The sequence below is a fragment of the Halomonas sp. McD50-4 genome, assembly GCF_022348135.1.
Taxonomy (GTDB): Bacteria; Pseudomonadota; Gammaproteobacteria; order Pseudomonadales; family Halomonadaceae; genus Vreelandella; species Vreelandella piezotolerans.
Genome location: NZ_JAKRFG010000017.1, coordinates 14,123 through 35,023 on the forward strand (window position 1 = coordinate 14,123; position 20,901 = coordinate 35,023).

Consider the following 20,901-nt stretch of genomic DNA (forward strand, 5'->3'; position numbering starts at 1 on the left):
GCTTATGACATTAGCTCAGTTCGTTAGGCCTGCAAGCCCCCGTGGGCAACGCATCATAAAAGAATTAAACGCAGCAGGCACGGTAGGCGGTTGCCAATCAACTCGATAGCATAGTGCGTGACGGGGAGTGACACCGCAGTGAGCGCCGAGCAAACCATGCGAGGGTGGGAATTATGCGTGAGCAGCGTATGATGCGCGCGGTACAGTCGCCAGAGCGCGCCTCGCCCGAAGCTCAGTGAGCTGACTCTTTTACCTATGACGGAGCATGAAAAATGCCAGATATCGTGGTGATGTTTTTCTTACTGGGACTGCTGGCGGGGGCGGTGAAATCGGACCTGCAAGTGCCCAAGGCCACTTACGATACGCTAAGCCTGTTGTTGATGCTGACGATTGGCTTGAAAGGCGGGATGGCGCTCTACGGCAATTTGCACTGGGGGCTAGTGCCCGAGCTGCTGGGCGTCGCGCTGCTCTCTGCGCTGATTCCTTTGATGCTGATGCCTCTGTTGCGCCGTTTCGTGCGCCTCTCCGCCGCCGATAGTGCCAGTATCGCCGCTCACTACGGCTCGGTCAGTGCGGGGACCTTTGCCGTGGCGCTTGCCTACGTCGAAGCGCGCCAGCTAGCGGTGGGCAGTGAAGTCACGCTCTACTTGGTGGCGATGGAGCTACCGGCCATCATGATCGCCATCGCGCTGTTTCGGCGTCATCAGGGCGCGGCGGTCAAAGAGAGCACGAGCAAGCTGTGGCATGAAACGCTGACCAACCGGGGGGTGATTCTCCTCGCCGGTGGCGTGGCCATTGGCGCGCTGTACGGGCCGGTTCAAGGGGCGGAAGTCACCGCGCTCTTTACCGGGGCGTTCAAAGGCGTGCTGGCGCTCTTCCTACTAGAAATGGGGTTGACCGCCGCGCAAACGCTGCGCCCCATGCCTTGGCATCATTGGCGGCTCGTCACCTTCGCTCTCGTGACACCGCTTTGCCTATCGCTGCTGGGGATACTGGTCGGCGCGCTGGTGGGCCTGCCCCTGGGCTCGGTGGTGATTCTCGCAGCGCTCGCGGCCAGTGCCTCCTACATTGCCGCGCCTGCGGCCATGCGCGCGGCCATACCGGAAGCCAACATCGGCCTAGCGATGCTGGCATCCCTGGGGGTGACGTTCCCGCTGAACGTCATGATCGGCATCCCACTGTACCACCAGCTGATCGACTGGCTGCTGGTGTAAGCCAGCGCATGCTAAGTGTTCGTCGTCACTTGACGATGAGCCACAAAAAAAGCACCCGAAGGTGCTTTTTTTGTGGGGTGTCTGGTGGAGGCGGCGGGAATTGAACCCGCGTCCGCCAGCACGCGCCCATTGGCTCTACATGCTTAGATTCCGTCATTTGCTTTAGCGCGACTGACTCCGACGGTCAGGATTCAGCCACGCGAGCCTTCTAAAGTTTAACGGTTGACGAGAAGACACCGCCAACCGCGGTCCTATCAGCTTTAGCTCATATCCCCGCAGTGATGAATAGGCACATCACCTTGGGGCCAGACAAGAAGCTAGCAGGGTTTAAGCTGCCAGCGCGCCTTGAGCGTAGTTTTCGTCGTTTGCGACTATTTTTCGTGATGTGGTATTTACGAGATACATCACGCTCTCGGCATGCACCGCAGGGTTTGTCACCGGCGTCGAAACCATGTCGCCCCCTAAGTCAGAGCCGTAGTCTAACGTGCTCACAACGAATTGACCAGTTATGCCTTGTTATGTTCCCGCATAATCCGACCTTTTTGGCGGTTCCAGTCGCGGTCTTTCTCGGTAGCTCGCTTGTCGTGGATTTTCTTACCGGTCACCAGCGCTAGCTCGCACTTCACCTTGTTACGCTTCCAGTAGAGCTTGAGCGGCACGCAGGTGTGGCCTTTGTCCTGTGTGACCGAGAAAATCTTGGCAATCTCTTTACGGTGCAGCAGCAGTTTGCGCGTGCGAGTGGGGTCGGCGATTTCATGAGTGCTGGCCGTGTTCAGCGGCATGATATGACTTCCCAGCAGGAAGGCTTCGCCGTTGCGAATCAAAATGTAGGTGTCGGTGAGCTGCGCTTTACCCGCGCGCAGGCTTTTGACTTCCCAGCCTGCCAGCGCCAAGCCCGCTTCGAAGGTTTCGTCGATATGGTACTCAAACCGTGCCTTCTTGTTCTGGGCGATGACACTGCTGCCGGGGCCCTTGCTGTTACCTTTTTTCGTGGCCATGGAACCTCATCGTTGATCTGTCAGTAGCACCCCTTCGTTATGTGGGGAGGCGTGATACCATTCAAGGTCTGAAAAAATGTTTCCCATGATACGCTCTGGGCACTGTGAAGTCAGCGGAGAGGTCAATGCCAACCGTCAATCGTACCGCCTTGGTGCGGCACACCCCCCAGCAAATGTTCGATTTGGTCAATGACTTCGAACGCTACCCCGAGTTCCTGCCGGGGTGCCGTCGAGCGCGTTTGCTCGAGCACGACGCCGATCACCTGATTGGCGAAATGACGCTAGGACGCGCAGGCGTGGAACAAACCATTACCACGCGTAATGACTTGTATGCGCCCGAGCGGATCGAGCTGTCGCTGGTGAAAGGGCCGTTCAAGCAGCTAAAAGGGCGCTGGTTATTCACGCCCATGGGTGCGGACGCCTGCAAGGTGAGTCTGGAGATGGAGTTCGTATTTGCCAACAAGCTACTCAGTATGGCGTTTGGCAAGCTATTCCAACAAATTGCCGGGCAGTTGGTCGACGCGTTCACCAAGCGTGCTGACGAGATGTATGGCCGTTAAACAGCTAAACGTTGAAGTTGCCTTCGCGTTGCCGCACAAGCAGCGTATCGTCGCGCTGACGGTGCCGGAAGGGACCACCGCACGGCAAGCAGTGTCATTGGCCGATTTGCCTAGCCTGTTCCAAGAAGTGCCCAGCGATACCTTTACACAGGCGCCGCTGGGTATTTTTGGTAAGGCGATTCGCCACCCAGAGAAAGAGGCGTTACGCGAGGGCGATCGTGTCGAGGTCTACCGCCCACTGCAGATCGATCCAAAAGCGGCCCGATTAGAGCGGGCCAAACGTCAGGCCAAAGGACAGTAGTCCTGCCTCACTCGTCGGTAATGATTGGCTGCGGTTCGGGGGGCGTCTCCGGTGTGGGCGTGCGTTGGATGGGCAGCGCATCCAACGGGTCAGCGCCTTCAACGGCGGGGCCCATACCCCGGTCGGTGCTGATCGGCAGGTCGCGCGAAAAATCACCGTCTCGTTCGATGTTCATCAAGCGGCCTGCATTATCGAACGTCAGCGTCACGCGGCGCTGTTCCACGCCTTCGTACGCTTTATCGATGCGATACACGTAGTCCCACTCGCGAGAATTGAAGGGCGCTTCCAGCAGCGGACGTCCCATGACATAGGTCACCTGCTCTTGGGTCATGCCTGGTTGAAGCTGGCTGACCATCTCTTGAGTAACCAGGTTGCCCTGAGGAATGTCGCGCTTGTAAACGCCAACGTAGCTGCAGCCACTAACGACGGTCAGGGCAACGGAAAGGGTAATGATACGAGTCAATTTTTGCATTTGAGCCTGTTCTTCACTATCGTGGTTTCGGTCGATGATACCCGACCTAACCTGTTACTGCGAAGAGCAACCATGGCCGATCAGAACCATGAACTACGCAAAGCCGGGCTAAAAGTGACCCTGCCGCGCGTCAAGATCCTGCAGATTCTCGAAAATGCTTCGGGCCAACACCACCTTAGCGCAGAAGAAGTGTATAAAACACTGATCGATGCGGGCGAGGATGTTGGCTTGGCGACCGTCTACCGCGTATTGACTCAATTCGAGTCGGCGGGCCTTGTGATTCGTCACAATTTCGACGGTGGTCACGCGGTTTTCGAGATGACCCAAGAGGACCACCATGACCATATGGTGTGTCTGGAAAGCGGTGAGATCATCGAATTCGTCGATGACATCATCGAGCGTCGCCAGCAAGAGATCGCCGAAGAGCACGGCTACGAACTCGTGGACCATGCGTTGGTGCTGTACGTTCGCCCTCGTGGGTCTGACGTAACACGCCAGGATAGCGGCCCAACGAATCGCAAATAGTGGCTCATCAAGCGCGGGTTTGCTAAGTCTCGCGCCGTGAAATAAATGCCCCCAGAGTGCACGTGATGTTTCACCGGTGCTCTGGGGGCGTTTTGTATTCGGTGAGTCGTTGAAGAGAAAACCGTCAGGTTCAGTGCGGCGGGCGCTGGCTGGCGTGGAGCATTTCCCGCGCATGGGCCAGGGTTTGGTCGGACAGCGTCACGCCGCCCAGCATACGCGCCAGCTCGCTGATCCGGCCGCGTTCGTCCAGCAGCGCCATGTGGGTGAGTGTGGTGTCTCGCTTGGCGCGCTTTTCGATGTGCAGGTGCTGGTGCGCCTGGGCGGCCACTTGAGGCAGGTGGGTCACGGTCATCACCTGGCCGTTTTCGCCTAGTTTACGTAGCAGTTGGCCGACGATTTCCGCCGTTGCCCCAGAAATACCCACGTCCACTTCATCGAAGACCAAGCTCGGAATCGTCGAATGCGACGCCGCCACCACCTGAATGGCCAGGCTGATGCGCGACAGCTCGCCGCCGGAAGCGACTTTGGTGAGCGGCCGGGCGGGTTGGCCCGGGTTGGCGCTGATCAGGAATTGCACATGGTCCAAGCCCTCGGGGGAAGGCGTTTCGCGCGGGGTGACGTCCACGTCGAAACGTGCTTTGCCCATGGCCAAGAAGGCCAACTGCTGCTGCACCTCTTTGCCCAGACGCACGGCGGCCTTCTGACGTGCTTCGGTGAGCTGCTTGGCCTCGCTGCGGTAACGCTCGCGGTACTCGGCCACTTGACTGCTGAGGGCTTCTAGATCGTCATCGCTGGCTTCGAGCTGCGCCACCTCTTGTTTGAGTTGGGCATGCAGCGCGCAAATCTCTTCGGGAGCGACGTGGTGCTTACGGGCAATGCGGTGTACGTCGCCCATGCGCTCCTCGACCCACGCCAGTCGCTCTGGGTCCAGTTCGGTGGTGCTGGCCAATCGGTGCAGCTCGCTAGCGGCCTCTTCGACTTGAATTCGGGCATCGCTCAACATGGTGAGCGTATTGGCCAGCGTGCCTTTGTCGCTGCCGGGCAGCGCGCTCAGGTGGGCGTAGGCTTGGTTGAGAAGCGACAGCGCGCCTCCTTCATCGCTTTCGCAGCAGTCGGCGGCAAACTGGGTTTCACGCAGGGTCTCTTCGGCGTGGGCCAGGGTGTGCTGCTCCTCTTCCAAGGTTTGCAGCTCGCCTTCGGCAAGGCCCAACTGGTCCAGCTCCTCGACTTGATAGCGCAGCAGTTGGCGTTTGGCCTCGACTTCGCTGCCCTCTTCACTGAGTTTTTTCAGCCGACGGCGGGCACTGCGCCACTCGCGGAACGTCTCGGTGAGCTGCTGGCTGCCTTCGCGAAGCCCGGCGTAGTCATCCAGTAGCGCCAAGTGCGTCTCTTCCCGCATCAAGGCTTGGTGGGCATGCTGGCCATGAATCTGAATTAGCTGTTCACCGAGGGATTTCAAATCGGCAATGGTCGCTGGGTGGCCATTGATCCACGCCTTGGAGCGGCCGTTGGCAGTAACCACGCGACGCAAGAGACACTCATCGGCAGGCAGCTCGCGGGCGTCGAGCCACTCGGCTGCTGCGGGCAGGTGCTGGATATCGAAACGGGCGGAGAGGTCGGTTCGCTCGCAGCCGTGGCGCACGCTACCCGCATCGGCGCGCTCGCCCAGGCAGAGCCCCAGGGCACCCAGCAGAATGGATTTACCCGCCCCGGTTTCCCCCGTAATAGCGGTCATGCCACGGGTGAGGTCGAGTTCGAGACGATCAACGATCGCATAGTCTTGGATCGCTAGCTGCGTAAGCATAAGGCCTCCTGAGGCGGTGCGGCACAGAAGCTGGATACTTATCCAATAATTGTTGTTTTATACAGTAGTCGATAACTCACTTCAATGCCCCTCTTGAGATGGCTTTGATGGCCCCCATATAGGCTGCATACGTGGTTAACACCCGCTACTTACCTCAGGTGGCCGCCACCGGCACCGTTACTTATTTCAGGAGCAAGGCATGGCAAAAGAACCGCAAACCCCGTTGGAAGATGAGCTGGCACGCCAAGAGCAGGAAGCAGAGGTCACCGACCAATCTGCCGAAGAGCGGTTGGTGGAAGGCGAACTGGAAGGGCTGATCGATGACGATGCACCGCTGGAAGATAGCGCTGGCAGCCCCGAAGCCGACGTGCTGGCCGCTCAGGTAGAAGAGCTCGAGCAGAGCCTGGCGGAAGCCAAAGACCAAGCGCTGCGGGCTGCTGCCGAAGCTCAGAACGTTCGCCGCCGGGCGGAGCAAGAAGCCGAAAAGGCGCGCAAGTTTGCCCTGGAGAAGTTCGTCAAAGAGCTGCTGCCCGTGGTGGATAGCTTGGAAAAAGCGCTGGAAAGCATGCAGGACGATGCGTCCGAGGCGCATCGCGAAGGTGTCTCCATGACCCTCAAGATGCAGCTCGACGTGCTGAACAAGTTTGGCGTCGAAAGCATCGAGCCTCAGGGCGAGCCCTTCGATCCACAGGTGCATGAAGCCATGGCGATGGTGCCGAACCCAGAGCTCGACCCCAACACCGTGATGGATGTGATGCAGAAAGGCTATCTGTTGAACGGCCGCCTCGTGCGTCCTGCCATGGTCGTGGTCAGCCAAAAAGCGAATTAAGCCGCGTTGACGCATTGCCGCAAAAAAAGCCCTTGAAATGCGGCAAGCGGCCCCCAAATAAAGGGCAACCCGCGGGAAAACCCGCAGACGCCAAGTAAGTAACAGCGGCGTAAAACATCAGTTTTGTTTCAACCGAATTCGAGGTTTTTGCTATGGGACGCATTATTGGTATCGACCTGGGCACCACTAACTCTTGTGTGGCCGTGCTCGATGGTGACAGCGCTAAAGTCATTGAAAACGCCGAAGGCGGTCGTACCACGCCTTCCATCATTGCTTACACCGACGACGGCGAAACCCTGGTAGGCCAGGCCGCCAAGCGCCAGGCAGTGACCAACCCGGAAAACACCCTTTACGCCATCAAGCGTCTGATCGGCCGTCGCTTCAAAGACGATGTCGTTCAAAAAGACATCAAGATGGTGCCCTACAAAATCGCCGAAGCCGACAACGGTGACGCGTGGGTAGAAGTAAAAGGCAAAAAAATGGCACCGCCGCAGGTGAGCGCGGAAGTGCTGAAGAAGATGAAGAAAACCGCCGAAGACTATCTCGGCGAAGCGGTCACCGAAGCGGTCATCACCGTACCGGCCTACTTCAACGACAGCCAGCGTCAGGCTACTAAAGATGCAGGCCGCATTGCCGGTCTAGACGTCAAGCGTATCATCAACGAGCCGACCGCTGCTGCTCTGGCCTACGGCATGGACAAAGCCCGTGGCGACAAAACCATCGCAGTCTACGACCTGGGTGGTGGTACCTTCGATATTTCCATCATCGAAGTCGCCGACGTGGATGGCGAAACGCAGTTCGAAGTATTGGCAACCAACGGTGACACCTTCCTGGGTGGTGAGGATTTCGACCTCGCGCTGATCAACTATCTGGTCGATCAGTTCAAGTCGGACAGCGGTATCGATTTGTCTGGTGACAATCTGGCCATGCAGCGTCTGAAAGAAGCCGCCGAGAAAGCCAAGATCGAGCTTTCCAGCGCGCAGCAGACCGACGTGAACCTGCCGTACATCACCGCCGACAACACTGGCCCGAAACACCTCAACGTGAAGGTGACCCGTGCCAAGCTGGAGTCGCTGGTCGAAGACTTGGTACAGCGTTCGCTCGAGCCGTGCAAGATGGCGCTGAAAGATGCAGGCTTGTCCGCGTCTGAAATCGACGAAGTGATCCTGGTCGGCGGCCAAACCCGTATGCCGATGGTTCAGAAGAAAGCGGCAGACTTCTTCGGTAAAGAAGCCCGTAAAGACGTGAACCCGGACGAAGCAGTGGCCGTGGGTGCTGCGATTCAGGGCGGTGTTCTGGGTGGCGACGTTAAAGACGTACTGCTGCTCGACGTGACCCCGCTGACCCTGGGTATCGAAACCCTGGGTGGCGTGATGACGCCGCTGATCGACAATAACACCACCATCCCGACCAAGAAGACGCAAACCTTCTCGACCGCGGATGACAACCAGACCGCCGTGACCATTCACGTCGTTCAGGGTGAGCGTAAGCAAGTGTCGCAGAACAAGTCGCTGGGTCGCTTCGACCTCGCCGACATTCCGCCGGCACCGCGCGGTGTGCCGCAGATCGAAGTGGCGTTCGACCTCGATGCCAACGGTATTCTGAACGTGTCTGCCAAAGACAAGGCGACCGGCAAAGAGCAGTCCATCGTCATCAAGGCGTCTAGCGGCCTCTCCGATGATGAGATCGAGCAAATGGTACGCGACGCTGAAGCTCACGCGGACGAAGACAAGAAGTTCGAAGCGCTGGTACAGCTGCGTAACCAAGCGGACGGCATGATTCACGCCACCCGTAAGACCGTTCAAGAAGCGGGCGATAAGGCCACCGATGACGAGAAACAGGCCATCGAAAACGCCATCGCCGAACTGGAAGAAGCGGTGAAAACCGATGACCAGGACGACATCCAGAAGAAACTGGATGCGCTGACCGAAGTCTCCGGCCAGCTGGCGCAAAAGATGTACGCCGAACAGGCAGAAGCGGCCCAGGCGGGTGGTGAAGGTGCTGAAGAAGCCAGCACCAAGCAGGACGATGACGTGGTTGACGCCGAATACGAAGAAGTCAACGACGACAAGAAGAAGCAGTAACCCACCTCTTTCTGCCAAGGAAAGCGGTGACGCGGGAGGCAACTCCCGCGTTGCTGTTTCCGCGGCCGAGACGCCTATAGTGCGTAGCTAACCAGGAGGCGTAGGACCCATGTCCAAACGCGATTATTACGAAGTCCTGGGTGTCGAAAAAGGGGCCGATCAGAAAGAGATCAAAAAGGCCTATCGCCGTCTGGCGCAAAAATTCCACCCTGATCGAAACCCGGACGATACCTCCGCAGCGGAAAAATTCCGCGAAGTGTCGGAAGCTTACGAAGTTCTGAGCGATGGCGAGAAGCGCGCGGCCTACGACCAGTTCGGCCATGCCGGTGTGGATGGCCAGGGCGGCGGCTTTGGCGGCGGTGGCTTCGGTGGCGGCGGCGCTGGCGATTTCAGCGATATCTTCGGCGATGTGTTTGGCGATATCTTCGGTGGCGGCGGTGGTCGTCGTCGTGGGCCCAACGCACCTGCACGGGGTTCCGACCTGCGCTACAACCTAGAGCTGGATCTAGAGAGCGCAGTGGCGGGCACCACGGTGGATATTCGCGTCCCGCGTCATATCGAGTGTGACCGCTGCGACGGTGGCGGCGCCGAGCCGGGCTCCACCAAAGAGACCTGCCCGACCTGCCATGGTCACGGCCAAGTACGCATGCAGCAGGGCTTCTTTGCGGTTCAGCAAACCTGCCCGACTTGTCACGGCAGTGGCCAGCACATCAAAGTGCCGTGCCACAAATGTAACGGCGAAGGCCGCGTGCGCGAAACCCGCACCCTCTCGGTGAAGATTCCGCCGGGTGTGGATACCGGCGACCGTATTCGTCTCAACGGCGAAGGCGAGAGCGGCGTGAACGGTGGCCCGGCGGGCGATCTGTACGTTCAGGTTTCCATCAAGCCGCACCACATCTTCAAGCGTGACGGTAAGCACCTGCAGTGCGACGTGCCGATCAATTTCGTCGATGCAGCCCTCGGTGGCGAGTTGGAAGTGCCCACGCTAGATGGTCGCGTGAAGCTGAAGATTCCGCCGGAAACCCAAACCGGCAAACTCTTCCGCCTACGTGGTAAAGGCGTGAAGCCCGTTCGCGGCGGCGCCCCCGGCGACCTGCTGTGCAAAGTGGTGCTGGAAACGCCCGTCAACCTCAACGACGAGCAGAAAGACCTGCTTCGCCAGCTGCAAGAGAGCTTCGATGGCAGCAACAGCCACAGCCACTCACCGAAGAAGACCGGTTTCTTCGACAGCGTGAAGAAGTTCTTTGAAGAGATGAAGCCGTAAGAGCCCAGAGCGCTCTGAAGTAACAGCCCCAGCACCCCGGTGCTGGGGCTTTTTTATATGTATATGCCATTGAAGACCCATCCGCCGCGCCAAGGCCTGTGGGTCTGGCAGACGATGCTACGCGGGGCTTGAGTGAGACAAGCCAAGGCGACTTACGTCACAATAACAGCATCCGCTTATCAACCGATGGACGCTGACGAATGAAGGAAACCACCTAATGCCTTTGGATGCTGTTGACCGCCCTTATTTGGGGATTTGGCTGCGTGTGCTGTCGGGGGTGCTGTTTACGGGCATGCTGGTGTGTATCAAAGCCGTGAGCGATGAGGTGCCGGTGGGGCAGTCGGTGTTTTTCCGTTCGCTGTTTGCGCTGCTGCCGATCGTGGTGTTTCTGGCCCTACGCCGGGAGTTTCCTCAGGGGTTGGCGACCCGGCGACCGTTGGGGCATGCCTTGCGTTCAGGATTGGGCGCGGCGGCGATGTTTGCCTCGTTTGCCGCTGTGGCGGTGTTGCCGGTAGCAGAGACCACGCTGCTGGCGCAGTTGACGCCTATTTTTATGGCACTAGGCGGTGTCCTGCTGTTGGGCGAGCGCTTTACGTGGGTGCGTGCGCTCGCGATGGGGCTGGCGATGGGGGGAATGGCCGTGCTGGTGTTGCCGAACGTGGGCGGTGCTTCTCAGTCGGGCCAGCTGGTGGGCTATCTATTGGCGGTGCTGAGCGCGGTGTTGACGGCGGGCGCGTTACTGACCGTGCGGCGCATTTCGCGAACGGAAACGCCGGGCGCTATCGCATTTTACTTCATTTTGGTGTCGGCCCTGGCGGGGCTGGCGACGCTGCCGCTAGGCTGGTCAGCGTTACGCCCAGAGGTGTTGAGCCTGCTCGTGCTGGCGGGGCTGTTGGGCGGGGCGGCGCATATCGCGATGACGCTGGCATTTCGCTATGCCGAGGCGTCGCGGTTAGCGCCGTTCGAATACCTCGCCTTGCTCTGGCCGGTGTTGGCAGATTGGTGGTTATTCGATATTCCGGCCTCGTACCACTTCTTCTTGGCGCTGCCTTTGATGCTGGCCGGTGTCGTATTGGCGGCGCTGGAGGGTAAGCGCCTTAAATGGCCTCTTCGACGATAAGCTGAGGCCGCCCCTTCGAGCAGGCCTCGATGCGAGCGTTCACGCGGTAAACGCCGCGCAGTAGCTCCGGGGTGATGACGTCCTCCGTGGCGCCGCAGGCGATCAGTCGACCCTGTTCCAGCACCATGGCGTGATCGGTAAAGCGCAGGGCGTGGCCAATGTCGTGTAGAGCGACCAGAATCAGCATTTGCCGCTCGTCGGCTAGGCGTCTCAGTACGCTCAACAGGCTAATTTGTCGGTTGAGATCGAGCGCGGACGTGGGCTCGTCCAGCATGAGGATGTCAGGCTCCTGCACCAGCGCCTGGGCAGCGCTCACTAGCTGGCGCTGGCCGCCGCTCAAATCGCCGATGTCACGCTCGGCCAGCGCGCTAATGTTCAGCTCGGCAAGCGCTTTGTCCACTTGGGCAAGGTCGTCGGCTTGTACCGTCAGGCTGCGCCCTTGCATGCGGGCCAGCAGCACGGACTCATACACCGATAAGACGGCTCTGGCACCGGTGTCCTGGGGCATGTAGGCCACGGGACGCTCGGCGGTGGTATTCGAAATGAGCACGTCGCCCCCGCCTTTCAGCAATCCCAGAATACGACGGAACAGCGTCGATTTGCCTGCCGCGTTGGGGCCAAGCAGCGCCACGACTTGCCCGCCTTGAAAGCAGGGCGTGGTGATGTCGTGAACGATGGTTTTGCGCCCATAGCGGGCGCACACGTTCTTGAGCTGTAGCGTTACCATGCGGCCTTCTTGTGATTGAGCACGAGGAAAAGGAAGAAGGGAATGCCCACGAGCGACGTGATGATGCCGATGGGAATGATGGTGCCGGGAATGATGATCTTGGACAGCACCGACCCCACCGAGAGAATCAGTGCACCGCACAGCGCCGAGCCGGGCAGGAAGAAGCGCTGATCTTCGCCTAGCAGCATACGAGCAATGTGCGGACCCACCAGGCCAATGAAGCCAATCGTACCGACGAAGGCAACGGCGATGGCGGCCAGCAGCGACACGAGCACCAATACCTCTAGGCGCAGCGCGCGAGGGTTGACGCCCATGCTCTCCGCTTTGGCATCCCCCAGGCGCATGGCGGTGAGCGCCCAACCGTGGCGTGCCAAAAGCGGCATTACCAGGGCGAGCACGCCGAGTGCGATCCAAAACTTTGGCCAAGTGGCTTTGGTAAGGCTGCCCATCGTCCAGAACACGACGGCCGCCACGGCCTCTTGGCTGGCAAAGAACTGAATCAGCGCCATCAGCGAGTTGAAGATGAACACCATCGCGATGCCGAGTAGCACGATGGTTTCCACGGTGACGCCGCGCTTGAGGCTCAGCGCGTGAATCAAAAACGCGGTGAACATGGCCATCAGAAACGCGTTGATGGGCACTACATATTCGATGGCGGTGGGGATGATGGCCACACCAAAGGCCAAGCCAAGGGCAGCACCGAAGCTGGCGCCCGCGGATATCCCCAGCGTGAACGGGCTGGCGAGCGGGTTGCTGAGGATGGTCTGCATCTGCGCGCCCGCCACCGAGAGGCTAGCCCCCACGACGATGGCCATGAGCGCGACCGGCATACGAATATCCCACAAAATGACCCGCGCTTGCTGGCTGACGACATCCGGTGTCACCAGCGCAGCCACCACCTCTGCCAAGCTGAAGCGGGCGGGGCCGAGCGCTAAATCCACGCAGAGACTGAGCAGTAGCGCGAGGGTCAGGCCCACCAGAATTAGCTGCCGACGCCACACTTGTGCGCGATAGAACGTGCGTCCGGCGGTTGGGTGGGCGACGTTGGCATTACTCATCATGAAGCGTTATCCAGTAGCCGGGCTGATAGTCGATCGGCAGAAACCGGTCGTGAAGCTCTTCCAAGGTAGCTTCGGGGTCTAAATCTTCAAACAGCTCGGGATGGAACCACTTGGCCAGCTGCTGTACGGCAACGAAGTAGTAGGGGCTGTTATAGAACTGGTGCCAAATCGCGTGCACATTCCCCGTCTCGACGGCCTCGATGCCGGTCATGGCGGTGCGGGTCGTTAGCGCTTGCAGTTTTTCCCGGGCCTGCGCCTGGTCGGCTCCGGGACCGACACCGACCCAGTCTCCGCCAGGCACGTAGGCATCCCAACTGCCGCCCGTGACCACCACGTGCTGCGGGTTGGCGGCGATGATTTGCTCGGGGTTGAGGTTGCCAAAGCTGGCGGGGATGATGCCATCGGCAATATTGATGCCGCCTGCCAACGTCACGTATTCGCCAAAGTTGGCAGGGCCGAAGCTCATGCAGCACTCATCCGAATAGCCGCCTGCACGGTCGACGAAGACGCGTGGCCGTTCGGGGTCGGCTTGCTCGATGACATCCGTTACCCGGGCGAGCTGCGCTTCAGCAAAGGTGATGAACTCCTCGGCAGCGGCCTCGTCGTTCATCAGCTGGCCGATCAGGCGCATCGATGGAATGGTGTTCTCGATGGGGTCTTCGCGGAAGTCCACGTACACGATGGGAATATCCAGTTCCGCGAGCTTGTCATCGTAGGCGGCATCCTCGGTGGCTGCTTTTGCCTCGATGTTCATCAGGATCAGGTCGGGATTCAGTGATGCTGCTTGTTCGACATCGAAGGTACCATCTTTGAAGCCCCCAAAGGTGGGAATCGACGCCATTTCGGGGAAGCGCTCTAAGTAGCGTTGGTAGTTGTCAGGGTCTGCTTGTGAAAAGTCTTCTCGCCAGCCCACCACGTGGGCCAGTGGTGCATCGGGTTCGAGCATGCCGAGCAGGTAGATTTGTCTGCCTTCACCTAGGATGACGCGTTCGGCAGGGGCGTCTAGAGTGATCTGTCGGCCAGCAATATCGGTAACCGTAATGGGGGCCGCGATGGCCGACGCGCAAACGAAAGACGTCAGCGCACCTACAAAAGGAAGAGATAGGCGTAACAGCATAGTGGTATTGAGTACCTGAGTTCTTTAGCGTCTACGCTAACGATGAGTGTTTAATCAAACATAGATGTTGATGTTAATTGCTATTCTCATATCCGGCATTATCCCTTAAAGCAGAAAAGGTGTCGAGGTAAGTGCCAAGCATTAGCATGATGGCAACAGGCCGTTGCAAGGAATTCTCATTCGTTGCTTGGTTCTTTTCACAGCGAGGATTACGCTAGTGGGTACTTACTACTATGAAGATGGAGTGAACCCATGCCGTTATCCCGAGCTGAGATTGCCACCCCCTCTGGTGCGCGCTTGATCAACCGCTTATGCAAACACTGGGCGCATAAGTTGGAGGTCGAGCATACCGAGCAGGACGCCAAAATCGTGTTCGCCAGCGGTACCTGTCTGATGCACGCGGAGCCAGAGCGACTACTGGTCTCTATCGAAACCCTCGAAGAGGAGCACTTAGACCAGCTCGAAGGCGTGGTCGAAAGCCATTTGGTACGAATGGCGAAAGACGAACCGCTAGAGATCGTCTGGGAAAATTGAAGTGATCGCTGGGTGTCGGCGTTAGCGCCGCATCGGCCGGGGTGGTCTGCTATAATCGCGGCTACCTTTTTCGTTTCTAGTCCGCTGCAACAGCGTATCCGTAGGAGTTTCCATGACCCGAATTGCCATTGTAGGCGTCGCTGGCCGCATGGGCCGCACGTTAGTCAACGCCGTCGAGCAAGAAGCCGATGCCTCCCTGGCGGGCGGTATCGTGGAGCCGGGCAGCTCCCTGGCCGGTGCCGATATCGGCGAGCTGGCGGGCGTAGGCAAGCGGGGCGTGGTGGCGGTCGATTCGCTCAGCGCCATCGTCGATGACTTCGACGTGCTGATCGACTTCACCGCACCGAAAGTGACGTTGGCGAATCTGGCGTTCTGCGCCAAGCACGGTAAGCGCATCGTGATCGGCACCACCGGCATGAACGACGACGAACTGGCCGAGCTGGATAGCTACCGCGATAAAGTCGCCATGGTGTTCGCCCCCAATATGAGCGTGGGCGTGAACTTGACGCTAAAGTTGCTGGAAACGGCGGCGAAAGCCCTGGGCGATGAAGGGTACGATATCGAAGTGATCGAGTCTCACCACCGCCACAAGGTCGATGCGCCGTCCGGAACGGCCATCAAAATGGGGGAAGTGGTTGCCGACAGTCTCGGCCGCACCTTAAAAGAGCACGGCGTGTTCGAGCGGGTAGGGCAGTGCGGCCCGCGTACCGATAAAGAGATCGGCTTTGCGACCGTGCGTGCAGGCGATATCGTCGGAGAGCATACCGTGATGTTCGCCACCGAAGGCGAGCGGATCGAAATCACCCACAAGGCCTCAAGCCGGATGACCTTTGCCAAAGGCGCCGTGCGCGCCGCACGCTGGGTCGCCAGCCAGCCTCACGGCCGCTACGACATGCAGGATGTCTTGGCGCTTCACTGATCGGCAAAACGAACGTAACGCCACGCTGAAAATAAAGGGCTAGCCTGCGGTCGGTAAATCCTGTAACATTCCAAAAATTTTGGCCGAGTGGCTGTCGAGGCGCTGAAAAAACGCCTGCAGCGAATGCCTGTGGCAGTTAGTGGAAAGAATGTCAGTGGAAAGTGCACCACGCTTGTTGCACTGGCCGTTAGGTGTGAGAAAAAAGTCAGCGAACTGCTGCGCCATGGCACGACCGTTACGGTGGCATGGATGAGAACAACAAGCGGGATGAAACCGATGTTTTTATTGTCGGCTTCGTCCCGCTTTTTTACGACCCGACGTTTGCACGCAAACGCCGACAACCGGATCGCCGAGCCTGCGCCCACAGGCTCCCACCAGCATGGGAGAACGTGTTTTGAATAACCCCGCATTGAGCAAACCCGCGATATTGGCCCTGGAAGATGGCAGTGTGTTTCATGGCACGGCCATTGGCGCGGAGGGAATCACAAGCGGTGAGGTGGTGTTCAATACAGCCATGACCGGCTACCAGGAAATCCTCACCGACCCCTCTTATACCCGCCAAATCGTTACCCTGACCTATCCCCACATCGGCAATACCGGCATCAACAGCGAAGATGTGGAATCCGCTTCCATTGCGGCAGCAGGCCTGGTGATTCGCGATCTTCCCCTGTTGGCCAGCAGCTTTCGTTCCGAACAAACCCTCTCTGATTATCTGAAAAGCCAAAACGTACTGGGCATTGCCGATATCGACACCCGCCGCCTGACGCGTATTTTGCGTGACAAAGGGGCTCAAAACGGCGCGATTCTGGCAGGTGCCGAGGCAGAGGGTGACGATGCCGTCGAGCGGGCGCTGGCCGCGGCGAAGGCATTTCCGGGCTTGAAGGGCATGGATTTGGCCAAGGAAGTCTCCTGCAAAGAGGCTTACGAGTGGTCGGAAGGCGAGTGGGCCTTGGGCGAAGGCTACGCGGATGCGAGTCAGGGCGAGCGCCCCTACCACGTGGTGGCGTTCGATTACGGCGTGAAGTTCAACATCCTGCGCATGCTGGCGGCGCGGGGCTGCCGCTTGACCGTGGTGCCGGCGCAAACGCCGGCGGCAGAGGTGCTGGCGATGAACCCGGACGGCGTGTTCCTGGCCAACGGCCCCGGCGACCCCGAGCCCTGTGATTACGCCATCAAAGCGATCCAGGAAGTGCTGGAAACCGACACGCCGGTGTTCGGCATTTGCTTGGGCCACCAGCTGCTGGCGCTGGCCTCCGGTGCCAAAACCGTCAAGATGGGTCACGGTCACCACGGGGCCAACCATCCGGTACAAGACCTGGATACCGGCACGGTGATGATCACCAGTCAGAACCACGGCTTCGCGGCCGATGAAGCAACGCTACCCAGCAACGTACGCGCCACGCACCGCTCGCTGTTCGACGGCACTCTGCAGGGCATCGAGCGTACCGATCGTCCGGCGTTTAGCTTCCAGGGCCACCCGGAAGCGAGCCCAGGTCCGCGCGACGTAGCGCCGCTGTTCGATCGTTTCATCGCCATGATGCAGGCGCGCCGCTAGGTTCGCCGCGCTGCCTCTCAGTGCCTAGTTACGCCGTTTTGATGCTCATCGTCACCACTTTTTGCGGGAACCGTTATGCCTAAGCGTACCGATATCAATAGCATTCTCATCATTGGCGCTGGTCCGATCGTCATCGGTCAGGCCTGCGAATTCGACTACTCCGGCGCCCAGGCCTGTAAAGCGCTGCGCGAGGAGGGCTACCGGGTCATTCTGGTCAACTCCAACCCGGCCACCATCATGACCGATCCCGCCATGGCCGATGCCACCTACATCGAGCCGATCACTTGGCAAGCCGTCGAGAAAATCATCGAAGCCGAGCGCCCGGATGTGATTCTGCCCACCATGGGCGGTCAGACGGCGCTGAACTGCGCGCTGGACCTGGACAAGCACGGCGTGCTGGCCAAATACGGTGTCGAGATGATCGGTGCCAATGCCGATGCCATCAACAAGGCCGAAGACCGCGATCTGTTCGACAAGGCGATGAAGAACATCGGCCTGGAGTGCCCCAAGGCCAAAGTGGCTCACACCATGGACGAGGCGTGGGAGATTCAGGCGGAGCTGGGCTTTCCGACGATCATTCGTCCTTCTTACACCATGGGCGGCTCCGGCGGCGGCGTGGCGTACAACAAGGAAGAGTTCGAAGAGATCTGTACCCGCGGTTTCGAGCTGTCCAACAACCACGAGCTGCTCATCGACGAGTCGCTGCTGGGTTGGAAAGAGTACGAAATGGAGGTGGTGCGCGATAAGAACGATAACTGCATCATCGTCTGCGCGATCGAAAACTTCGACCCCATGGGCGTGCACACCGGCGACTCCATCACCGTAGCCCCGGCCCAGACGCTGACCGATAAAGAGTACCAGATCATGCGCGACGCCAGCCTCGCGGTGCTGCGCGAGATTGGCGTAGAAACCGGCGGCTCGAACGTGCAGTTCGGTATGGACCCGAAGACCGGCCGCATGGTGGTGATCGAGATGAATCCCCGTGTCTCTCGCTCGTCGGCGCTGGCCTCCAAAGCCACTGGTTTCCCGATTGCCAAGATCGCCGCGAAGCTGGCGGTGGGTTACACCCTGGACGAGCTGCAAAACGACATTACCGGCGGCCAAACTCCGGCGTCCTTCGAGCCGTCCATCGACTATGTCGTGACCAAAATCCCGCGCTTCACCTTCGAGAAGTTCCCCCAGGCGAACGACCGCCTGACCACCCAGATGAAGTCGGTGGGCGAGGTGATGGCGATTGGCCGTACGTTCCAAGAGTCGCTGCAAAAAGCGCTGCGCGGCATGGAAACCGGTAACGACGGCCTCGACCCGATCATTACCGAGTTTACCGATGACGCGATGGCCCAAATCAAGGGCGAGCTACAGGCAGCGGGTGCCGAGCGCATCTTCTTCGTCGCCGACGCCATGCGCGCGGGCATGAGCGTGGACGACGTGTTCGCGCTGACCAACATCGACCGTTGGTTCCTGGTCCAGCTCGAAGACCTGATTCTGACCGAAGCGGCGGTTTCCAAGCGTGCGCTGGCGGACCTCTCCGCCCGCGAGTTGTTCCAGCTCAAGCGCAAGGGCTTCTCGGATGCTCGTTTAGCGAAGCTGTTGGGCGTGTCCGAAAAAGAGTTCCGCAAGACGCGTCAAGCCGCCAACATCCGCCCGGTCTACAAGCGCGTGGATACCTGCGCGGCCGAATTTGCCTCGGACACGGCCTACATGTACTCCACCTACGAGGAGGAGTGCGAAGCAGACGTCTCGGATCGCCAGAAAATCATGGTGCTGGGCGGTGGCCCGAACCGTATCGGCCAGGGTATCGAGTTCGACTACTGCTGCGTTCATGCCGCCTTCGCCATGCGCGACGACGGCTACGAAACCATCATGGTCAACTGCAACCCGGAAACCGTCTCCACCGACTACGACACCTCGGATCGTCTCTACTTCGAGCCGGTCACGCTGGAAGACGTGCTGGAAATTGCCGATAAAGAGAAGCCGGTGGGCGTCATCGTCCAGTTCGGTGGACAAACGCCGCTGAAGCTTGCCCGAGAACTAGAAGCCGCTGGCGTGCCGATCATTGGCACCACGCCGGACGCCATCGACCGCGCGGAAGACCGCGAGCGCTTCCAGGTGATGATCGACAAGCTCGGTCTGAAACAGCCGCCCAACGCCACGGCCCGCAGCTTCGAAGATGCCTTCGCCAAAGCCGAAAAAATTGGCTATCCCTTGGTCGTGCGCCCCAGCTACGTCCTGGGCGGCCGGGCGATGGAGATCGTCTACGACGCCTCCGAGCTTGAAAACTACATGACCAACGCAGTGAAAGTCTCCAACGACTCGCCGGTACTGCTGGATCATTTCCTGAGTGCCGCGGTGGAAGTCGACATCGATGCGGTCTCCGACGGTCAGCAGGTCGTGATTGGCGGTATCATGCAGCACGTCGAGCAAGCGGGCGTTCACTCCGGCGACTCCGCCTGTGCGCTGCCGCCCTACTCGCTGCCGGCCGACGTGCAGGACGAGATGCGCGATCAGGTCAAGAAAATGGCCGTCGAGCTGGGCGTCAAAGGCCTGATGAACGTGCAGCTGGCGTGGCAGGATGGCGAGATCTATGTCATCGAGGTCAACCCACGCGCCTCGCGTACCGTGCCGTTCGTGTCCAAGTGCATCGGTACCTCGCTGGCGCAGGTGGCGGCCCGCTGCATGGCCGGTAAGCCTCTGGCCGAACAGGGCTTCGAGCGTGAGATCGTGCCGCACTTCTACAGCGTCAAAGAAGCGGTCTTCCCGTTCAACAAGTTCCAGGGCGTCGACCCGATTCTCTCGCCGGAAATGAAGTCCACCGGCGAAGTCATGGGCTCGGGCGATACCTTCGCAGAAGCGTTCTTCAAGGCGCAACTGGGCGCGGGAGAAGCAATTCCGGCGCTGGAGGGCGATCGTAAAGCCTTCCTGTCGGTACGTGAACCCGACAAGCAGGGGATTATCGAAGTGGCTCGTTCTCTGCTAACATTAGGCTTCACGCTTTGTGCAACGCGTGGTACGGCAGTGGCTATCGAAGCCGCCGGTTTGCCCGTGGAGCACGTCAATAAAGTCTACGAAGGCCGTCCCCATATCGTCGATCTGCTGAAGAACGACGAAATCGCCTACATCGTGAACACTACCGAAGGTCGTCAGGCAATCAACGACTCTTCGATCATTCGCCGTACTGCTCTCGCGCGCAAGGTGCCCTATGCGACCACCTTGGCGGGCGCTAATGCCGTTTGCATGGCGCTAGAGTACGGTAGGGAGATTACGGTGCGGCGCCTTCAGGATCTGCATGCAGGAGCAAGTCAATGAACAAGGTCCCGATGACGGTAGCGGGAGAAAAAAGCCTTCGCGAGGAGCTCAATCACTTGAAGGGCGAAGAGCGCCCTCGGGTGATTGCCGCCATCGCCGAAGCGCGTGAACATGGCGACCTCAAGGAGAACGCCGAGTATCACGCGGCGCGCGAGCAGCAGGGATTCATCGAAGGCCGTATCCAGGAAATCGAAAGCAAGCTTTCTGGTGCGCAGGTGATCGATGTCACCAAGCTGCCGAAGACCGGTAAGGTGATTTTCGGGGTAACCGTATCGCTGCTGAACCTGGATAGCGATGCCAGCGTGACCTATCGCATCGTGGGCGAAGACGAAGCCGACATCAAAGCGGGCAGAATCTCGGTCACTTCACCCATTGCGCGTGCGCTGATCGGTAAGGAAGAGGGCGATGTCGTGGTGGTGAAAACCCCAGGCGGCGACGTGGAGTACGAGATCGAGAGCGTCGAGCACCTCTAACCACGTACCGCTAGCGCAAAAAAAGGCCCGGTGCAGGA

At 59.4% G+C, this 20,901-nt stretch carries 19 protein-coding genes and 1 other RNA gene; 13 read left to right on the forward strand and 7 right to left on the reverse strand.

The features are described 5' to 3' along the window. Nucleotides 1-272: 272 nt before the first annotated feature. A complete protein-coding gene (locus MHM85_RS16570) occupies nt 273-1,214 on the forward strand; it encodes a sodium-dependent bicarbonate transport family permease (RefSeq protein ID WP_153843168.1) in 942 nt (313 codons plus the stop codon). Between the two features lie 82 nt (nt 1,215-1,296). On the opposite strand, the gene ssrA is transcribed toward MHM85_RS16570, so the two are convergent. Next, nucleotides 1,297-1,676, reverse strand: a transfer-messenger RNA (tmRNA) gene (gene ssrA / locus MHM85_RS16575). A 44-nt stretch (nt 1,677-1,720) separates the two neighbouring features. After that, complete coding sequence (smpB, locus tag MHM85_RS16580) at nt 1,721-2,212, reverse strand: SsrA-binding protein SmpB (RefSeq protein ID WP_062360527.1); 492 nt, start codon at nt 2,210-2,212, stop codon at nt 1,721-1,723. A gap of 125 nt (nt 2,213-2,337) precedes the next feature. Here smpB and MHM85_RS16585 point away from each other — a divergent pair, with 125 nt between their 5' ends. Then, the gene (locus MHM85_RS16585; RefSeq protein WP_139527950.1) at nt 2,338-2,772 is read left to right on the forward strand and encodes a type II toxin-antitoxin system RatA family toxin; all 435 of its coding nucleotides are present in this window, start codon (nt 2,338-2,340) and stop codon (nt 2,770-2,772) included. Continuing rightward, the gene (locus tag MHM85_RS16590; protein WP_139527951.1) at nt 2,762-3,073 is read left to right on the forward strand and encodes an RnfH family protein; all 312 of its coding nucleotides are present in this window, start codon (nt 2,762-2,764) and stop codon (nt 3,071-3,073) included. The genes MHM85_RS16585 and MHM85_RS16590 overlap by 11 nt, the downstream gene beginning before the upstream one ends. Nucleotides 3,074-3,080: 7 nt before the next feature. Here MHM85_RS16590 and bamE read toward each other — a convergent pair whose 3' ends face one another. After that, entirely contained in the window at nt 3,081-3,545 is a 465-nt protein-coding gene (gene bamE, locus MHM85_RS16595) for an outer membrane protein assembly factor BamE (RefSeq protein WP_219862506.1), read from the reverse strand. 72 nt (nt 3,546-3,617) lie between these two features. Here bamE and fur point away from each other — a divergent pair, with 72 nt between their 5' ends. Next, entirely contained in the window at nt 3,618-4,070 is a 453-nt protein-coding gene (gene fur, locus MHM85_RS16600; protein ID WP_016915905.1) for a ferric iron uptake transcriptional regulator, read from the forward strand. A 130-nt stretch (nt 4,071-4,200) separates the two neighbouring features. Here fur and recN read toward each other — a convergent pair whose 3' ends face one another. Further along, nucleotides 4,201-5,874 carry a DNA repair protein RecN gene (recN, locus tag MHM85_RS16605; protein ID WP_153843166.1) on the reverse strand — a complete coding sequence of 558 codons (1,674 nt, stop codon included), beginning with the start codon at nt 5,872-5,874 and terminating at the stop codon, nt 4,201-4,203. Nucleotides 5,875-6,073: 199 nt separating this feature from the next. Here recN and grpE point away from each other — a divergent pair, with 199 nt between their 5' ends. The 4 genes from grpE (at nt 6,074) to MHM85_RS16625 (ending at nt 11,171) form a co-directional block, all read left to right on the forward strand. After that, entirely contained in the window at nt 6,074-6,703 is a 630-nt protein-coding gene (grpE, locus tag MHM85_RS16610; RefSeq protein WP_219862508.1) for a nucleotide exchange factor GrpE, read from the forward strand. Between the two features lie 152 nt (nt 6,704-6,855). After that, entirely contained in the window at nt 6,856-8,787 is a 1,932-nt protein-coding gene (gene dnaK, locus MHM85_RS16615; protein WP_239286471.1) for a molecular chaperone DnaK, read from the forward strand. Nucleotides 8,788-8,896: 109 nt separating this feature from the next. Beyond that, complete coding sequence (gene dnaJ / locus MHM85_RS16620; RefSeq protein ID WP_139527956.1) at nt 8,897-10,051, forward strand: molecular chaperone DnaJ; 1,155 nt, start codon at nt 8,897-8,899, stop codon at nt 10,049-10,051. Between the two features lie 217 nt (nt 10,052-10,268). Beyond that, the gene (locus MHM85_RS16625) at nt 10,269-11,171 is read left to right on the forward strand and encodes a DMT family transporter (RefSeq protein WP_139527957.1); all 903 of its coding nucleotides are present in this window, start codon (nt 10,269-10,271) and stop codon (nt 11,169-11,171) included. Here the strand turns inward: MHM85_RS16625 and MHM85_RS16630 are convergent. Genes MHM85_RS16630 through MHM85_RS16640 form a run of 3 tightly spaced genes read right to left on the reverse strand, consistent with a single transcriptional unit; the run spans nt 11,149 to nt 14,076 of the window. Then, nucleotides 11,149-11,898 (reverse strand): ABC transporter ATP-binding protein, encoded by a 750-nt coding sequence (locus tag MHM85_RS16630; RefSeq protein WP_219862512.1) that lies wholly within the window; start codon nt 11,896-11,898, stop codon nt 11,149-11,151. The two genes, MHM85_RS16625 and MHM85_RS16630, sit on opposite strands and share 23 nt — an antisense overlap. Beyond that, the gene (locus MHM85_RS16635) at nt 11,892-12,959 is read right to left on the reverse strand and encodes an iron ABC transporter permease (protein ID WP_139527959.1); all 1,068 of its coding nucleotides are present in this window, start codon (nt 12,957-12,959) and stop codon (nt 11,892-11,894) included. Before MHM85_RS16635 ends, MHM85_RS16630 begins: the two co-directional genes overlap by 7 nt. Beyond that, complete coding sequence (locus tag MHM85_RS16640) at nt 12,949-14,076, reverse strand: ABC transporter substrate-binding protein (protein WP_219862514.1); 1,128 nt, start codon at nt 14,074-14,076, stop codon at nt 12,949-12,951. Before MHM85_RS16640 ends, MHM85_RS16635 begins: the two co-directional genes overlap by 11 nt. 252 nt (nt 14,077-14,328) lie before the next feature. On the opposite strand from MHM85_RS16640, the gene MHM85_RS16645 reads away from it, so the two are divergent. The 5 genes from MHM85_RS16645 to greA all read left to right on the forward strand — a co-directional run bounded on the left by MHM85_RS16645 (nt 14,329) and on the right by greA (nt 20,863). Continuing rightward, nucleotides 14,329-14,610, forward strand: a complete 282-nt coding sequence (locus tag MHM85_RS16645) for a DUF2218 domain-containing protein (RefSeq protein ID WP_219862516.1) — start codon at nt 14,329-14,331, stop codon at nt 14,608-14,610. Nucleotides 14,611-14,722: 112 nt separating this feature from the next. After that, a complete protein-coding gene (gene dapB / locus MHM85_RS16650; RefSeq protein ID WP_219862518.1) occupies nt 14,723-15,529 on the forward strand; it encodes a 4-hydroxy-tetrahydrodipicolinate reductase in 807 nt (268 codons plus the stop codon). A gap of 409 nt (nt 15,530-15,938) precedes the next feature. Further along, nucleotides 15,939-17,084, forward strand: coding sequence for a glutamine-hydrolyzing carbamoyl-phosphate synthase small subunit (gene carA, locus MHM85_RS16655; RefSeq protein ID WP_219863795.1), 1,146 nt, complete (start codon nt 15,939-15,941; stop codon nt 17,082-17,084). Between the two features lie 75 nt (nt 17,085-17,159). Beyond that, a complete protein-coding gene (gene carB, locus MHM85_RS16660) occupies nt 17,160-20,390 on the forward strand; it encodes a carbamoyl-phosphate synthase large subunit (protein ID WP_219862520.1) in 3,231 nt (1,076 codons plus the stop codon). Then, on the forward strand, nt 20,387-20,863 hold the full coding sequence (gene greA, locus MHM85_RS16665; RefSeq protein ID WP_139527965.1) for a transcription elongation factor GreA: 477 nt from the start codon (nt 20,387-20,389) through the stop codon (nt 20,861-20,863). The genes carB and greA overlap by 4 nt, the downstream gene beginning before the upstream one ends. Nucleotides 20,864-20,901 lie beyond the last annotated feature (38 nt).

What these genes read in the sequence shown, in the direction of transcription:
- MHM85_RS16570 (WP_153843168.1), top strand. Translation starts at nt 273, where the DNA reads ATGCCAGATATCGTGGTGATGTTTTTCTTACTGGGACTGCTGGCGGGG.
- smpB (WP_062360527.1), bottom strand. Translation starts at nt 2,212, where the DNA reads ATGGCCACGAAAAAAGGTAACAGCAAGGGCCCCGGCAGCAGTGTCATC.
- MHM85_RS16585 (WP_139527950.1), top strand. Translation starts at nt 2,338, where the DNA reads ATGCCAACCGTCAATCGTACCGCCTTGGTGCGGCACACCCCCCAGCAA.
- MHM85_RS16590 (WP_139527951.1), top strand. Translation starts at nt 2,762, where the DNA reads ATGGCCGTTAAACAGCTAAACGTTGAAGTTGCCTTCGCGTTGCCGCAC.
- bamE (WP_219862506.1), bottom strand. Translation starts at nt 3,545, where the DNA reads ATGCAAAAATTGACTCGTATCATTACCCTTTCCGTTGCCCTGACCGTC.
- fur (WP_016915905.1), top strand. Translation starts at nt 3,618, where the DNA reads ATGGCCGATCAGAACCATGAACTACGCAAAGCCGGGCTAAAAGTGACC.
- recN (WP_153843166.1), bottom strand. Translation starts at nt 5,874, where the DNA reads ATGCTTACGCAGCTAGCGATCCAAGACTATGCGATCGTTGATCGTCTC.
- grpE (WP_219862508.1), top strand. Translation starts at nt 6,074, where the DNA reads ATGGCAAAAGAACCGCAAACCCCGTTGGAAGATGAGCTGGCACGCCAA.
- dnaK (WP_239286471.1), top strand. Translation starts at nt 6,856, where the DNA reads ATGGGACGCATTATTGGTATCGACCTGGGCACCACTAACTCTTGTGTG.
- dnaJ (WP_139527956.1), top strand. Translation starts at nt 8,897, where the DNA reads ATGTCCAAACGCGATTATTACGAAGTCCTGGGTGTCGAAAAAGGGGCC.
- MHM85_RS16625 (WP_139527957.1), top strand. Translation starts at nt 10,269, where the DNA reads ATGCCTTTGGATGCTGTTGACCGCCCTTATTTGGGGATTTGGCTGCGT.
- MHM85_RS16630 (WP_219862512.1), bottom strand. Translation starts at nt 11,898, where the DNA reads ATGGTAACGCTACAGCTCAAGAACGTGTGCGCCCGCTATGGGCGCAAA.
- MHM85_RS16635 (WP_139527959.1), bottom strand. Translation starts at nt 12,959, where the DNA reads ATGATGAGTAATGCCAACGTCGCCCACCCAACCGCCGGACGCACGTTC.
- MHM85_RS16640 (WP_219862514.1), bottom strand. Translation starts at nt 14,076, where the DNA reads ATGCTGTTACGCCTATCTCTTCCTTTTGTAGGTGCGCTGACGTCTTTC.
- MHM85_RS16645 (WP_219862516.1), top strand. Translation starts at nt 14,329, where the DNA reads ATGCCGTTATCCCGAGCTGAGATTGCCACCCCCTCTGGTGCGCGCTTG.
- dapB (WP_219862518.1), top strand. Translation starts at nt 14,723, where the DNA reads ATGACCCGAATTGCCATTGTAGGCGTCGCTGGCCGCATGGGCCGCACG.
- carB (WP_219862520.1), top strand. Translation starts at nt 17,160, where the DNA reads ATGCCTAAGCGTACCGATATCAATAGCATTCTCATCATTGGCGCTGGT.
- greA (WP_139527965.1), top strand. Translation starts at nt 20,387, where the DNA reads ATGAACAAGGTCCCGATGACGGTAGCGGGAGAAAAAAGCCTTCGCGAG.